This window comes from Kribbella sp. CA-293567, assembly GCF_027627575.1.
Taxonomy (GTDB): Bacteria; Actinomycetota; Actinomycetes; order Propionibacteriales; family Kribbellaceae; genus Kribbella.
In genome coordinates this window covers 2,848,873-2,862,027 of sequence record NZ_CP114065.1, presented here as the reverse complement: position 1 = coordinate 2,862,027, position 13,155 = coordinate 2,848,873, and the positions used below count along the sequence as shown (strand labels likewise).

The following is a 13,155-nucleotide window of genomic DNA, read 5'->3' as shown; positions in this document are numbered from 1 at the left end:
CTGCGTCAATCAAAATTTCTCGCCAAGCTTGCGCGTCAAACTCGGCCTGCTGCTCGGGGCAGCGCGCGGCAGTCGAGCCGCCTAATGCTTATCCGCACTACGCCAGCCTGTGGTCGGCGCCCGACGCTCATCGACCACGCTACGAATCCTGGCCGCTGCAGACTCGACCGACTCGTGCTCCCAGACCCGCAGCGACAGCCATCCGGCCGCGAGGAGTCGAGAGTTGGTATCGGCGTCACGCCGGCGGTTGGCTTCGATCTTGGTCTTCCAGAACTCCGCGTTGTTTTTCGGCCAAGTCGCATGCAACGGACACCCATGCCAAAAACAACCGTCGACGAAGACTGCGACTCGGGCGGGTCCGAAAACCACATCCGCCTCCCTTCGCACTCCGCGAACCGGGCGACGATGTATCCGGTATCGCATGCCAAGCGCATGCAGGGCACGCCGCAGGGCGACTTCAGTGCCGGTATTCCGAGACTTCTGCCGACTCATCCGAGTCCGGATCTCCGAAGACGTCTCCAGACGCGCGTCCGGAGGTCGATCAATCGATGGCATCGACCGTTACCACTGTCGGATCGACACCTTGCCGGACCTTGAACTTCAGGATGCGATCTGATCCCACCACGGTGTGCGGAAGATAGACGGAAAACCCGACGATCAAGCCGTACTCGTCGTCAGGCGGCATCACAGCCGGCGCCGACCCATCCAAGAACCCTGGATTCTGTTCACGCACGAGGTAAACGAGGATCACTCCCCTACCAGGCGCCCAAGCGTCGGCCAGGACGCCGCCGGGCGGAGGTGTCGACTGCAGAAGAGGCATGATCTGTCGCCGATGCTTCGGGTCGGTGATCTCACCGAACTTCGTCAGCTCCTCATTGCCGCGCGGACGCCGATCGCGGTTGATGATCCGACGCTTGCCGACACCATCGATAGCCGCGATCTTTCCACCTGGCTGAGGCATCACCAGAAGAAAGTCGTTCAGCTGCCTACGGGCACCGTGGACAAGCCGGTCATAGTAGGCGAGCACGGGCGCGACCGAGCGCTCTGCGTACAAATTCATCCAGTGCAGACGCGCCATCAGGTCAAGGCCCTTGCCGGCATCCACCACCCCTATGCACGCGGTCAGGTCCTGCTGCCCTGCTGCCGGGAAAGCAACTTCCTGAGCCGCGTCTGTCAACAGAGGACGCCAGAGACTCAAGTTCGCGTGCAGTTTATCGACTTCATTCGGATATCCGGACGGACTGAAAAATTGCTCGCTTTGTTCTTGCAAAACGGCATTGAACATTTTGTTTCGTGATGTCGGCTTCAACCACGGAAGATGTTGGGTAACCAATGGCGGAATCTGCGATGGAAGCAATCTCGGCTTATTTCCATCCCACTTTGCATACTGAGTCAGTTGCGACCTAAAGGCGGCTTCGTCATGAGCAATCGCTTCGAATGCGGAGTAAAGGTCGACCGACTTGCGCCCGAACTTTGCATTGCGGTCGATATACAGGCGAACCAGGTCCCGATAGCCTTGACGAAAGCCGAACCACCTACCCATCTGGGTAAGCGAATCACTCATCGTCACTGCCCGCCGGAAATAAGTTACGGTCAATCCCTCGACAGTGAACCCGCGACTGAGCTTGGCACCACCGATCAAAACCCGCCAGGTACTATTTCTGTCGAAGTCGAGACGCTGCTGTTCAATCTCCTTGTCGCTGTTTACAACGAGCACCGGGTTGTCGTCGTGTTCGGTGATCTTCCCGATCGCATTGATGATCGACGGTCTCAGCGTATCAAAGTGCGGAAGAGCAGGAACACCAACCTCGGTTCGCGCCAAGCTCACCGGTAACACATCGCTTTCATACAATTCTTGCAGTCGCTTCAGGCCCTTTGGTGAATCGAATTTCGCAGTCTTCCAGAGCCTACGTACCAGCAGCGCCAAATCTTTCTGCTCCTCCTTCGCCACTGATTCGTGGATCAGCATGGTGTGATGTCGATATGTCAGCTCTGACGACAGCGCCTGCCGGTAGAGCTTGCATGCCCCGGTCAGCACGAACATGTGCAGAGCCGTCGCAAGCTCCATATCCCGAGCAGAGGACTCCTCAGGCTCCACCAGATCCCGCACGAAAGCTTTGCGGTTACTTCGCTCCGCAGTCTCGGGAACTCTCTCCTCGCCCAGATCATGGAAATCGTCGACGCCCATATATCCCGGCGGCCGCCGGAGCCCGATCACAAAGTCTTTCGGGTATATCCCTTGCTCATCGGATGGATCTACAAAAACGTTCGCGAACGGGGTTGCGGTATACCCGACGTACTGCGCCCTCGGCATGAGACCCAGCATTTCCGCGATCCGCTCGTTGATGGCCCGCCGCTCTTTGACCTCACGCCCGGCCGCACGAGCCGATTCTACTTTCTCCGGATCGACAGTATTGACAGAAGCCTGATCCGACTCGTCATCGATGATCAACACCGGAATCTCGGCGAACGCCCGACGGTTGGCCTTGATATCCTCCACGAGCCGACCCAGAACGGTCGAGTTCTTTTTGGTGATCACCAGCCGCGCGGCCGCGCCGAAGAGATTGGCAGGATCGTACAGTGGCTTACCCATATCGAAGCGATCGATCTTCAACCGCTTGAATTCTGTGCGATAGTCGGCGCCGTGAGTGGTCAGCCGTTCGATCTCGCTCTCGATGTGTACCGTTTGCAGATCGAGGAACCGTCCATTCAACCAGTCAGGGTCATCCTGATAGTCATACCTGGCAGCTCGGGCCTCCTCGACCGAGGCGTCTCCGACGATGTTCTGCCGGCCGACCATCTCCATGTCGACTCGACGTTGCGTCTGGGCGCGCAGCATCTCTATAGTCCCCGTCAGAACAATGACAAGACGATAGCCAGAGTCAATAGCTTTGGCGATCACTCCGGTGAAATTAGCGGTCTTGCCACTCTGCACGTAGCCAACCACCAAGCCTTTGGCTTGAAAGGCTTTCGGTCGGGTCGGGTCACTGAGCCTCTCCACGACGCTGGTGGTGGCGACGTCAAGTGCCGTGACATTTTCGTCCGGCCAACGTCGAACATCGAGAAGATAGTCACGATATCTGGGCCAATAGAATTCATGCGCAGTGGCCACGGACGTCGTGTACCACTTTTCCCATGGCGCAGTGATGACCACGGTCTCGTCGACAAACAACGGACGCTTTTCCAGTAACGCCGCAGCACCGTCGTCGTCCAGGCCCAGAATCTGGCAGATGATCGCCCGACGGGCCACACTGGACGGCCCTGATCCGCCGGTCCAATTGACGGCGGATGATTCTGCGTCCCACTTGTGAACCTGAAGCCCCAGACTCTTCAGCACTGCGTCTGTCGGCACCGCCGCCCTTATCAGCTTGCCGATATCGGCGCTGGTGACTTGTTCACCTCGATCCTCGGCGTCAGGACGGATGCGCGCCACCAAGTTCTTCGGCGGTCCTCCCTCGATCCCGCGCAACACCTGACGAAGCGAGTCGCGAAGCCAGTCCGAGCTCATTGACCAGACTCCTCTTCGACCATCGAGTCCGCGACAACAAGAACTGGGAACAGCGACGACACAGTGTCCAATCCATCAAGGTCGATTCGATAGCGAAGCTCGACAAGGCGGCCGATGTCGGGCATGACCGCGCCGATGCGACTCGCTGTCAGCGCAGGGAATTCGTCGTTGACGACATACGTCTCTGCAGGCGTCCTCAACTGCCATCGATCGTCGTACAAACCGCCGTACCAGTCGCGCCATCCCGCTCGGTCAAGCAACTCGTCTATACGACCGGCCGGCATGTCAGGCAGTGATCGAATCGTCTCTACCAGCTCCGCCAGGCTGACACCTCCGCCCAGGCCCGCAGAAGTGATCTGAAGCGATAGAAGATGAAGTGACCTGTCGCCGGTGGGAGTCAACTGAGTCAGGCCGCTGATCCAATGCCGGCGGTGCTCGGTCATGGTGGTCTTGACCTCGAGGTCGGTTTCCGGAAGCCCGAAATCATGCTCTTCGCCCTTTGGCCCTGTCCACGCAGTCACGGCATCCGAGACGCCCAGATGCTTCGCAAGGCTGAGGAGTACGACCAACTCACCGAACAACCCGATCTGCTCTTCGAGCGACAACCCTTTGCGGCCGGCCAGGATGTCACTCAAGCCACTCAGTACCGATTCAACCGCCCCGGCAAACGAAGTGCCGTCCAACTGCACTTTGTCAGCGATCGCGCAAAGGACGGGGTACACCTCGCTGACGTTGCGGTCCACGGCAACATCAAGACAGTGCCAGGCGGCGTCTGACTCGAAGGACAACCCATACCCGAGGTTCGCACGCATGCGCAGGTCTGGCCCCGGCTCCTCCTCGACCATCTGAACCAACAGACTCAGACGATTGCTGCCAGGCGAGATCTTGATCCGCGCACGCGGAGCGCCGTCGATATCCAGGGCGCCGTTCACGCGCTGGTTCATGTACTCCTCAAGCAGACTGGCCGGTGCGTGTCTCGAGCCCCCAGTTCCCTGACCCTCGGCACTCACAGTTCGCCGGCCGCCTTCGTGCAGAGCAGGCTTCGATGCCGGTTCGAGCCGAGCCCTGTCAACGCGCCGATCACGCCGTCAACGACCAGATGATCTGGAGAAACTACACCGCGAACCTCATGCTGAATCACCGGAGACAGGCTAGGCCATACCTCCTTCATAGGGAACAACCTCACGGTCGCGCTCCCCGGCAGACGGATGGTCGCCAGGCATCGATGCCAGGAGCCACTGAGAAGTCCATGCGATGTCTGACACCGGCGTTCTGGCAGCGACTTGGCGCCTGGCTGACATCGGATAGTGCCACTGTGGTGACGCGGCCAAGAGCGTGGCATCTCCTTCGCCCGGACTTCGTCGCGATGACCGGGCAGAGAGCGAACCCAGCAGCACCATCGCTGCCATCTTCGGTCGCAGGCACGGCGACGAGACTCTGACCTCGGGAAGTGTCGGTGCGAATGACTACCGTCAAGGCATGGAGTAGGCGGCGGTGAAGGAGTCGGCGGGATGAACGACGAAGTACAGGATCTGTTGGCGAAGGTTGCTCGGGCGCTCTTTCAGGCCACGCCAGAGGACTAGAGCCTGATGACGTTGAAGGTGACCTCCGCGGGCCTGATGACCCGGATGGGTCTCACGGCGACTCGGACGAGCGGAACGATCAACCGCGATGTCCGCATCTCTAATGGAGGTCGCCTGGCGACTGTTTGGCTGCGCAAAGCCATGTATCAACCGGGTAAGGGCAGCTGGTACAACGCGCAACTGGCCCTTGACAGGTTCGCGCGGCTGCTCACTGTCTACGACAATCCGCCGTTCGACGGTCTCTGCGAACCACAGTTGTTGATCGAGGATCAGGACCTCTATCCGCGCGAACCTGCGGCGTTGCCCATTTGGCACCCTTGCCTGCCCGGTGGGCCGACGGTGGCGCTGTGGACTGACGACGACTACCGCTGACCTCTGCGGCGGCTCAATTCTCGACTGGACTCAGAAGACCGAGTGATCGAACTGAGCAGATTCTTCTGTTGGAAGTCTGAGCAGTCCTGAGCGAGGTTGGAAGGTATGGACTTCACTCGGCTTGGGCGTACTGGTTTGTCGGTCAGTCGGATCGTTTTGGGGACGATGAACTTCGGGCCTCATACGAGCGTGGAGGATTCGCACGCGATCATGAGTGCGGCTCATGGGGCTGGGATCAACTTCTTCGATACGGCCAATGGGTATGGGCGGGCGATCTATCCGGGGCGGACGGAGGAGATCGTTGGGGAGTGGTTTGCGAAGGATCCGGGCAATCGGCACAAGACGGTGTTGGCTACCAAGGTCTATGGGGACATGGGCGACGGGTGGCCGAACGAGGGCAAGCTCAGCGCGTTGAACATTCGGCGGGCGCTGGATGCGTCGTTGAAGCGGTTGCAGACGGATTACATCGATCTCTACCAGTTCCACCATGTCGACCGGGCCACTCCGTGGGAGGAGATTTGGCAGGCGATGGAGGTGGCGGTGCAGCAGGGCAAGGTCCTGTACGCCGGGAGCAGCAACTTCGCTGGGTGGCATATCGCTCAGGCACAGGCCGAGGCGGCCAAGCGGAACTACGCCGGGCTGGTGAGTGAGCAGTCGATTTACAACCTGATCGTGCGGGATGTGGAGCGCGAGGTGTTGCCGGCGGCGCAGGCGTTCGGGCTTGGCGTAATTCCGTGGTCGCCGTTGCAGGGTGGGCTGCTGGGCGGCGTACTGCGGAAGGACGTCGAGGGCGTGCGTCGGCTCGAAGGGCGCGCCAAGGAGGCTGTGGAGAAGATGCGGCCGCAGATCGAGCAGTACGAAGCATTTGCCGATGAGCTTGGGCATGCGCCGGGTGACATCGCGCTTGCGTGGCTGTTGCACCAGCCGGCCGTGACGGGGCCGATCGTGGGGCCGCGGACGATGGAGCAGCTGGAGTCCGCAGTACGGGCTGTTGAGCTCAAGCTTGACGAGAAGGCGCTCGCCAGGCTTGACGAGATCTTTCCCGGGTACAAGACGGCTCCCGAGGACTACGCCTGGTAGGCGATCGCTCAGGTATTGCTGGTGGGAAGCATGCCTATCAGGGCGTCGGCGGCCAGGGAGGCTGCCGGGCCGGTGGGGATGGCTACCGAGACCTGCCAGGAGTCTGCTGAGTTGGCGGTCAGGGGGACGGTGATGTGGTCTCCGTGCTTGGCGGCGATGCGTTCGGGGACCAGGGAGACGCCCAGGTTGTGGCTGACCAGGGCCAGGAGGGTGTGGACGTCGTTCACCTCGATGGTTACGGGGTGAGCGACGCCTGCGGTGGCGAAGGCGTGGTCGGAGATGGCACGGGCGCCCCAGGTGGGGTCGAAGTCCACGAAGGCTTCGCCTGCCAGGTCTGGGAGGGAGACTGCTTCGGCCGAGGCGAGGCGATGTTCTGGGGAACAGACCATGACCATGTCTTCTCTGGACAGCGGGCGAAGGTCCAGGCCGTCGATGGCGTGGCCGGCGGTGGCCACGAAGGCGATGTCGAGGCGGCCGGAGGCGAGTTCGTCGAGCATCGGGGTGGAGCCGCCTTGGCGGACCTCGATCTCGACTGCCGGGTAGGCCGAGCGGAACTTCGCCAGCAGGGCGGGAACGTCCACGACGCCGAGACATTGCTCGAGGCCGACGGTGAGGTGGCCGCGGAGGAGACCTTGTACTGCGGCGACAGCGTCCTTGGCGGCTTCGGCGGCGGCGAGGGTGCGGCGGCCTTCGCAGAGGAGGGCGCGGCCCGCTTCGGTGAGCTCGACGCTGCGGGTGTTGCGAACGAAGAGAGAAGCGTGCAGTTCACGTTCGAGAGCGCGGATGGAGGCGGAGAGGCCGGACTGCGAGATCGACATCGCCTCGGCGGCGCGGGTGAAGTGCTTCTGCTCCGCGACGGCGACGAAGTGTTCGAGATGCCTCAGCTCCATGACTCAGAAGTATAGGTGATGGGTCATCGATGATTCTGCGCCAGCAGATGTCACCGTGTGCGATGACGAGGCGGCGATCGGGATCGGTAGGGTGGGGCCATGGCTGATGAGTTCCGCGTTGAGGTTGAGTTGGATGACGACGAGCACGGATTGTCGTTCCTGGAGCGGTTGCGGGCGGTTGATCTTGACCGGGCGGCGGAGAAGCGGCTGGGCGGCCAGGTGACGGTCACCCGGGACGGGTCGCAGTTGCTGATCTACGCGAACACCGAGGACGACGCGCGCGAGGCCGAGAAGACCGTCCGCGAACTGGTTGCCGATGATCGCCTGAGTGCCGACTTCTCGTTGACCAGGTGGAGCCACGCCAAGCAGGAGTGGGTCGATCCGAGTACGCCGGTGGACGAGGCCGGGGCGCCCGAGCCGAGCTACGAAGGTGTCGAGACCCCGGACCCGCGGTACGTGGTGATGCAGGCGTACAAGCCGGAGTTCCTGCGGGACCTCGGGCTCTGAAACGAAGCTTCTGAAGCAGGCCGGCCCGGTGGGGCACGGCCTGCTTTTGTTTGGCGGGGTCGAGGCCGATGGCAACGGTTCGGTGACGGGTGCAGGAAGGGCGGCGCGAGGGACCTCGGCGGGCACTAGCCTCGGCGGGCGTGGTGGCGCGTTCGGCGGGTCTTCGGCCGATGATCGCGCGTCTCTGCGACGCTGAGGATGTCCGACGGAGGGGGAAATCGTGGCTCGAACGCGTGGTCTCGTAGCTGGTGTGGTCATGTTCGCCCTTGCGATCACGGGGTGCGCGGACGTTGCCGCAGACCCCACCTCAGCCGGTACGCCGAGCGCCGGCGCGACGCGGTCCGACGAGACCTCGGCGACGCCCAGCGTCACGCCTTCCGAAACTCCGAGCCAGACCCCGAGCGAGACTCCATCCGAAACCCCCACCGGTACGCCGAGCAGCACCCCCAGCGCATCGATCCCCAGCAGCACCCCCACGAGCACTCCCCCGGTGACGCCGACCGTGAAGCCGACGGTCAAGCCCAAGCCGCGGCCGGTGGCGGCATACGCGAAGCAGGTCGAGGCGAAGCTCAAGGCGTTCGGGTACCCCGTGGGTGACGTCGACGGCGAGATCACCAAGCGTGCCAAGCAGGCGTTGTGCGCGTGGCGCGAGACCAACGGGATGCCGGTCAGCCGGGGCGGCCTGACCGCTGCCGACGTACAGTCGGTGCTCAAGGCAACGAAACGTCCGGCGGCGGCCAAGGAGCCGGGGATCTACGTCAACAAGACCTGTCTGGTGCTGTACCAGGTCGTCGGCAAGGAGATCCGCCGGATCGTCTGGGTCTCCACCGGAGCACCGGGGTACGAGACGCCGAACCGGACCGGCAAAGTCTGGCGCAAATGGGCCGGCGCCCACGAGAGCAGCCTGTACGACGACGCGTACATGTACGACTCGATCTACTTCCTCAAGGACCGGCCCGGAATCGCGCTGCACGGGAGCCGGGTCAACTCGTTGATCAAGACCTACCCGGCCAGCCACCGGTGCGTGCGGGTGATGCGGCCGGACATCCACCACATCTTCGCGGAGACGCCGATCGGGACCAAGGTGCAGGTGTACGGGAAGTACTAACCGACACGCCCACTTGATTTTCCGGTAGTTGTCCGAGGGTTCCGCTATAACTGATCGCATGCATGAAGCTCTGCTGGCCGAGGTGACGTCCTACTGGACCGCGAGTGGCGTCCTGCCCGAGCTGGTCGGCCTGCTGCGCGACGTGTGGCGCACGAATCTCGATCGGCACGAACCGGCGCTGGGCGATGACGCGGTCACGCTCGGGATGGGGTCGGCTCGCAACTTCGCGAACCGGACCGTGCTGGAGTTCGCGCAACGCCGCGACGTCCAGGCCGATCTGCAGGGCAACTCGTTGCGGGTCGTGCATCTCGGGCGGACGCTGCGGGCCTCGAAGCTGCCAGGCAAGTCGGTGCACGCGGATCCGTATTCCATCGACTGGGAGTCGTCCGCGACCAGGCATCAGGGACCGGCCGCGAACAGTCATCAGCTCGAGTTGTTCGACGGGTTCGAGCTGCCCGACGAGGAGTTGGCGGCCAACTCGGCCGCCAGGTCGCCCAGGTATCTGCATCTCGCCTGGGCCGCGGATCCGGAGAGCAAGGACATCGCCGCGTACCTGGGGTTTCCTCGCGACACCCTGGACGGCGCCGGGCCATGGTTCGCGGTCCAGCTGATCCATCGGGATCTGCCGGGCGACCAGTTGCCGATCGTGCCGAGCGAGGGGTACGTGGCGGACCGGTTCGATCAACGGGCGGTGCCCCCGATCGCTGTTCGCCTGCGCGGTGCCGAGGAGCAGGCGGCCGGCAACGATGGGGCCTGATTCCACCGCGGATCCGGAGAACTCTCGGTCCGCGATCACTGTCGTGCGCCTTGACGGCGATGCGAGGGAGCGTCGGTCGGCCGGAATCGCGGTGCGGTTCGATCCACTGCGGCTCGCGTTGGCACGAAGGCTGAGCGGGCTGCGGCGTACGGAACTGGCTGACGCGATCGGAGTGACGCCGGCGGCAGTCAGTCAGTTCGAGCGGGGGCAGACGCGGCCGACGTTGCCGCTGGTGGCGGCGATGTCGTTGGCGCTCGGGGTGCCGGCGGAATTCTTCACGCTGGGCAGATCGTTGCAGCCGGGGTCGGCTTCGAGTCCGCATTTCAGGAGTTTGCGGACCACCAGCCAGCTCCAGCGGGATCGGGCGCTTGCGTTTGCGGAGTTGGCGGCCGACGTACTGACTGCGCTCGAGCAGCATGTTGAGCTACCGCACCTGTTGCTTCCTGATTTGAGGGCGCCTGAGGCACCGGATCTCGCTGACATCGCGCAATTGGCGGCTGAGGCGCGGGAGCATTTCGAGCTGCGGCCAGGACCGGTGCCGCATGTCGTGCGGATGCTGGAGGCCTCGGGCGTGCTGGTACTGCTCCTGCCGGAGATCTCGCAGTCGGTCGATGCGTTCTCGGCTCATCTACCGACGCGGCCGGTGGTGCTGCTCAATCCGGCGAAGGGTGATGCGGCCCGGGCGCGGTTCGACTCGGCGCACGAGCTGGCGCATCTGGTGATGCATTTCGATGCGGCGCCGGGATCGCGGATCGTGGAGAAGGAGGCGGATTCCTTCGCTGCCGAGTTCTTGATGCCGGCCGACGAGATCGTCGACGAACTCCCCCGGCGACTGGACTGGGAGAAGCTGCATCACCTCAAGCAACGGTGGGGCGTTTCGCTCAAGGCGCTGGTCTACCGGGCACATCACCTTGGGGTGCTGACGCCGAACGCCTATCGGCGCGGGATGCAGCGGCTCAACGAGTGGGGATATCCCGAGCCGGGACCACTGAGCGCGATCGAGGCGCCGACGTTGCTGCAGCTCACCTTCGAACTGCTGGAGAAGTCCGGGTACGGCGCCGATCAGGTGGCCGAGGAGTTGCATCTTCCGGTGCCGGTGATCGGCGAGATCCTGAAGGCCGGCAGTGATCCACGGCCACAGTTGCGACTCGCCTGAGCGAGCCGAGGTTACGGCGTGGGCCAGGGCTTGCGCGCAGGTACTGCGGACTCGATGAAGGTAGCGAGGCTCAGTGCGGCTTGATCGTGGAAACGGGGAGCAGCGATCTGCAGGCCGATCGGCAGGTTCTCGCTCGAGAAGCCGCAGTTGACGGTGGCGGCGGGGTGGGCGGACATGTTGTACGGAACGGTGAAGGCGATGTGTTCGAACGGCTTCAGCGGATCGTCGGTCGGGTAGGCGAGCTCTGCCGGGAACGCCGTGATCGGGGCGACCGGAGACAGGATGAAGTCGTAGCCGGCGAAGGCGGTGTCCACCGCGACGGCCATCGCGTGCATCTGGGAGTAGCCGTGGAACACGTCGAAGGCGGTCAGCTCGGTCGCGGTCGAAACCCAGCGGCGGATCTCCGGCAGGACCTTGGCGCGGAGGTCTTCGGGGAGAGCGTTGATGTCGTACGCCGAACGTACGCGCCAGAAGCGGTCGAGTCCGTCGAGCATCTCGCGGGTGATCAGCGGTGGGATCGGTTCGATGACGGCGCCTGCCTTCTCGAGCGCGGTTGCTGCAGCGGAGACGGCGGCGGTCACTTCGGGGTCGACCGGGAGACCTAGGCCGGCGTCGAGCAGTAGGGCGATACGGAGCCCTTGTGGGTCCAGGGCTGGGGTGTAGGCGTCGGTCAGGGGCGGCAGCGAGGTGTAGTCGCGGCGGTCGGGGCCGGTCAGGGCGGTCAGCGCTAGCGCGGCGTCGGCCGCAGTACGGGCTAGTGGGCCGATTGCCCTGCCTGGGTAGGGATTGCCGACTGCTACTCGGCCGTGGGTTGGTTTCAGTCCTACTACGCCGCACCAGCCGGACGGGAGGCGAATCGAGCCGCCTATGTCGGTGCCTAGGTGGATCGGGCCGTAGCCGGCGGCGGCTGCTGCACCGGCGCCCGCACTGGAGCCGCCGGGAGTGCGAGTGAGGTCCCAGGGGTTGCGGGAGAGGTGGTGGAAGGTCGATACGCCGGACGAGAGCATGCCGTACTCAGGCATGGTGGTCTTGCTGAAGATCACTGCACCGGCTGCCCGTAGTCGCGCTGCTGCTGGGGCGTCCTCAGATGCTGGAGTCAGGTCGGCGGCTGCCGTGCCTTGCGGTACTGGCGTGCCGCGGGTGGCGATGTTCTCTTTGATGGTGACCGGTACGCCGTCCAGCGCGCCGACCGGTTCGCCGATCCGCCACCTGTACTCCGAATCGCGGGCTGCGGCGCGCGCTGCCTCCGGGTCGGGGGCATAGAGGGCGCGAAGCTTCGGTTCGAGGGAGTCGACTCGGGCGAGCACGGCTTCGAGCACCTCGACTGGCGTCAGAGAGCGCTCCCTGTAACGGGAAACGAGCTCGACGGCGGTCAGATCGGCGAGATGCTCAGTCATCGTTCTCAGGCTCCAGACGAGTCAGTTCGGTGGGTCGAAGCGGCCGTCGACAGCGGTCCAGCCGCCGTCGACGTGAAGGACGCTGCCGGTGACGAAGGTGGAGGCGTTCGAGGCCAGGTACACGACCGCGCCGGCGAGTTCGTCCGGGGTGGCCCAACGGTGGAGAGCGCTCTTTTGGGCGTAGGCGTCGTACCAGTCCGGGTTGGCTTTGATCTGTGCGGTCAGCGGGGTCTCGACGACACCGGGGGCGATCGCGTTCACTCGTACGCCGCTGGGGCCGAGCTCGGCGGCGGCTGTCTTGAGGAGCTGGACAAGGCCCGCTTTCGTTGCCGCATACACCGATTGACCGGGCTCGACCGTGGTGGCGCGGATGGAGCTGAAGCCGATGATGCTGCCGCGGCCTCGTTCTGCCATCGGGCCGCCGAACGCGCGGATGAGGTCGAAGGAGGCACGAAGGTTGAGTGCGACGACCCGGTCGAACTCCTCGCCGGTGTAGTCGAGGATGCGCTTGCGGACGTTCGTGGCGGCGGTGAAGACGAGGATGTCGACGTCGGCCAGTTCGCTGGCTGCTTTGGTGACTGCTTGCTCGTCCAGGACGTCCAGCTGGTACGCCGTGAGGTTGGTGCCAAGCGCGGCTGTCTCGGTGGCGGCGGGGAGAGCGCGGTCCGCGGCGGTGACGCGGGCGCCTTGCGCGGCCAGCGCCAGGGCGGATTCGCGGCCGATGCCGCTGCCGGCGCCGACAACGACCGCGTGTTTGCCGTCGAGCCGGAACAAGTTCGCATAGTCGGTCATCGGTG

13 protein-coding genes are annotated in these 13,155 nt (G+C 63.8%); 6 read left to right on the top strand and 7 right to left on the bottom strand.

What is annotated here, in order from left to right; translation table 11 throughout:
* Window positions 1–81: 81 nt before the first annotated feature.
* From OX958_RS13660 to OX958_RS13645, 4 genes are all read right to left on the bottom strand, one after another.
* Complete coding sequence (locus OX958_RS13660; protein WP_270137712.1) at window positions 82–492, bottom strand: very short patch repair endonuclease; 411 nt, start codon at window positions 490–492, stop codon at window positions 82–84.
* 49 nt (window positions 493–541) lie between these two features.
* Entirely contained in the window at window positions 542–3,508 is a 2,967-nt protein-coding gene (locus OX958_RS13655; RefSeq protein ID WP_270137711.1) for a Z1 domain-containing protein, read from the bottom strand.
* The gene (locus tag OX958_RS13650) at window positions 3,505–4,452 is read right to left on the bottom strand and encodes a PD-(D/E)XK motif protein (protein WP_270137710.1); all 948 of its coding nucleotides are present in this window, start codon (window positions 4,450–4,452) and stop codon (window positions 3,505–3,507) included. Before OX958_RS13650 ends, OX958_RS13655 begins: the two co-directional genes overlap by 4 nt.
* A 62-nt stretch (window positions 4,453–4,514) precedes the next feature.
* A complete protein-coding gene (locus OX958_RS13645) occupies window positions 4,515–4,649 on the bottom strand; it encodes a hypothetical protein (protein WP_270137709.1) in 135 nt (44 codons plus the stop codon).
* A 448-nt stretch (window positions 4,650–5,097) separates the two neighbouring features.
* Between OX958_RS13645 and OX958_RS13640 the strand changes: the two genes are divergently transcribed.
* Window positions 5,098–5,463 (top strand): hypothetical protein, encoded by a 366-nt coding sequence (locus tag OX958_RS13640; RefSeq protein WP_270137707.1) that lies wholly within the window; start codon window positions 5,098–5,100, stop codon window positions 5,461–5,463.
* A gap of 105 nt (window positions 5,464–5,568) precedes the next feature.
* Window positions 5,569–6,543 (top strand): aldo/keto reductase, encoded by a 975-nt coding sequence (locus tag OX958_RS13635; RefSeq protein ID WP_270137705.1) that lies wholly within the window; start codon window positions 5,569–5,571, stop codon window positions 6,541–6,543.
* 8 nt (window positions 6,544–6,551) lie between these two features.
* Here the strand turns inward: OX958_RS13635 and OX958_RS13630 are convergent, their stop codons facing one another.
* Window positions 6,552–7,433, bottom strand: coding sequence for a LysR family transcriptional regulator (locus OX958_RS13630; protein WP_270137703.1), 882 nt, complete (start codon window positions 7,431–7,433; stop codon window positions 6,552–6,554).
* A 99-nt stretch (window positions 7,434–7,532) separates the two neighbouring features.
* Here OX958_RS13630 and OX958_RS13625 point away from each other — a divergent pair, with 99 nt between their 5' ends.
* The 4 genes from OX958_RS13625 to OX958_RS13610 all read left to right on the top strand — a co-directional run bounded on the left by OX958_RS13625 (window position 7,533) and on the right by OX958_RS13610 (window position 10,961).
* Window positions 7,533–7,940 carry a hypothetical protein gene (locus OX958_RS13625; RefSeq protein ID WP_270137701.1) on the top strand — a complete coding sequence of 136 codons (408 nt, stop codon included), beginning with the start codon at window positions 7,533–7,535 and terminating at the stop codon, window positions 7,938–7,940.
* A gap of 256 nt (window positions 7,941–8,196) precedes the next feature.
* Window positions 8,197–9,048 (top strand): L,D-transpeptidase family protein, encoded by an 852-nt coding sequence (locus tag OX958_RS13620; protein WP_270137699.1) that lies wholly within the window; start codon window positions 8,197–8,199, stop codon window positions 9,046–9,048.
* Window positions 9,049–9,106: 58 nt separating this feature from the next.
* Complete coding sequence (locus OX958_RS13615) at window positions 9,107–9,805, top strand: hypothetical protein (RefSeq protein ID WP_270137697.1); 699 nt, start codon at window positions 9,107–9,109, stop codon at window positions 9,803–9,805.
* A 91-nt stretch (window positions 9,806–9,896) separates the two neighbouring features.
* Window positions 9,897–10,961, top strand: coding sequence for an ImmA/IrrE family metallo-endopeptidase (locus OX958_RS13610; protein WP_270137695.1), 1,065 nt, complete (start codon window positions 9,897–9,899; stop codon window positions 10,959–10,961).
* A gap of 11 nt (window positions 10,962–10,972) precedes the next feature.
* Here OX958_RS13610 and OX958_RS13605 read toward each other — a convergent pair whose 3' ends face one another.
* Both OX958_RS13605 and OX958_RS13600 read right to left on the bottom strand, forming a co-directional pair.
* A complete protein-coding gene (locus OX958_RS13605; RefSeq protein ID WP_270137693.1) occupies window positions 10,973–12,358 on the bottom strand; it encodes an amidase in 1,386 nt (461 codons plus the stop codon).
* 21 nt (window positions 12,359–12,379) lie between these two features.
* A complete protein-coding gene (locus OX958_RS13600) occupies window positions 12,380–13,150 on the bottom strand; it encodes an SDR family NAD(P)-dependent oxidoreductase (protein WP_270137691.1) in 771 nt (256 codons plus the stop codon).
* Between the last annotated feature and the right edge of the window lie 5 nt (window positions 13,151–13,155).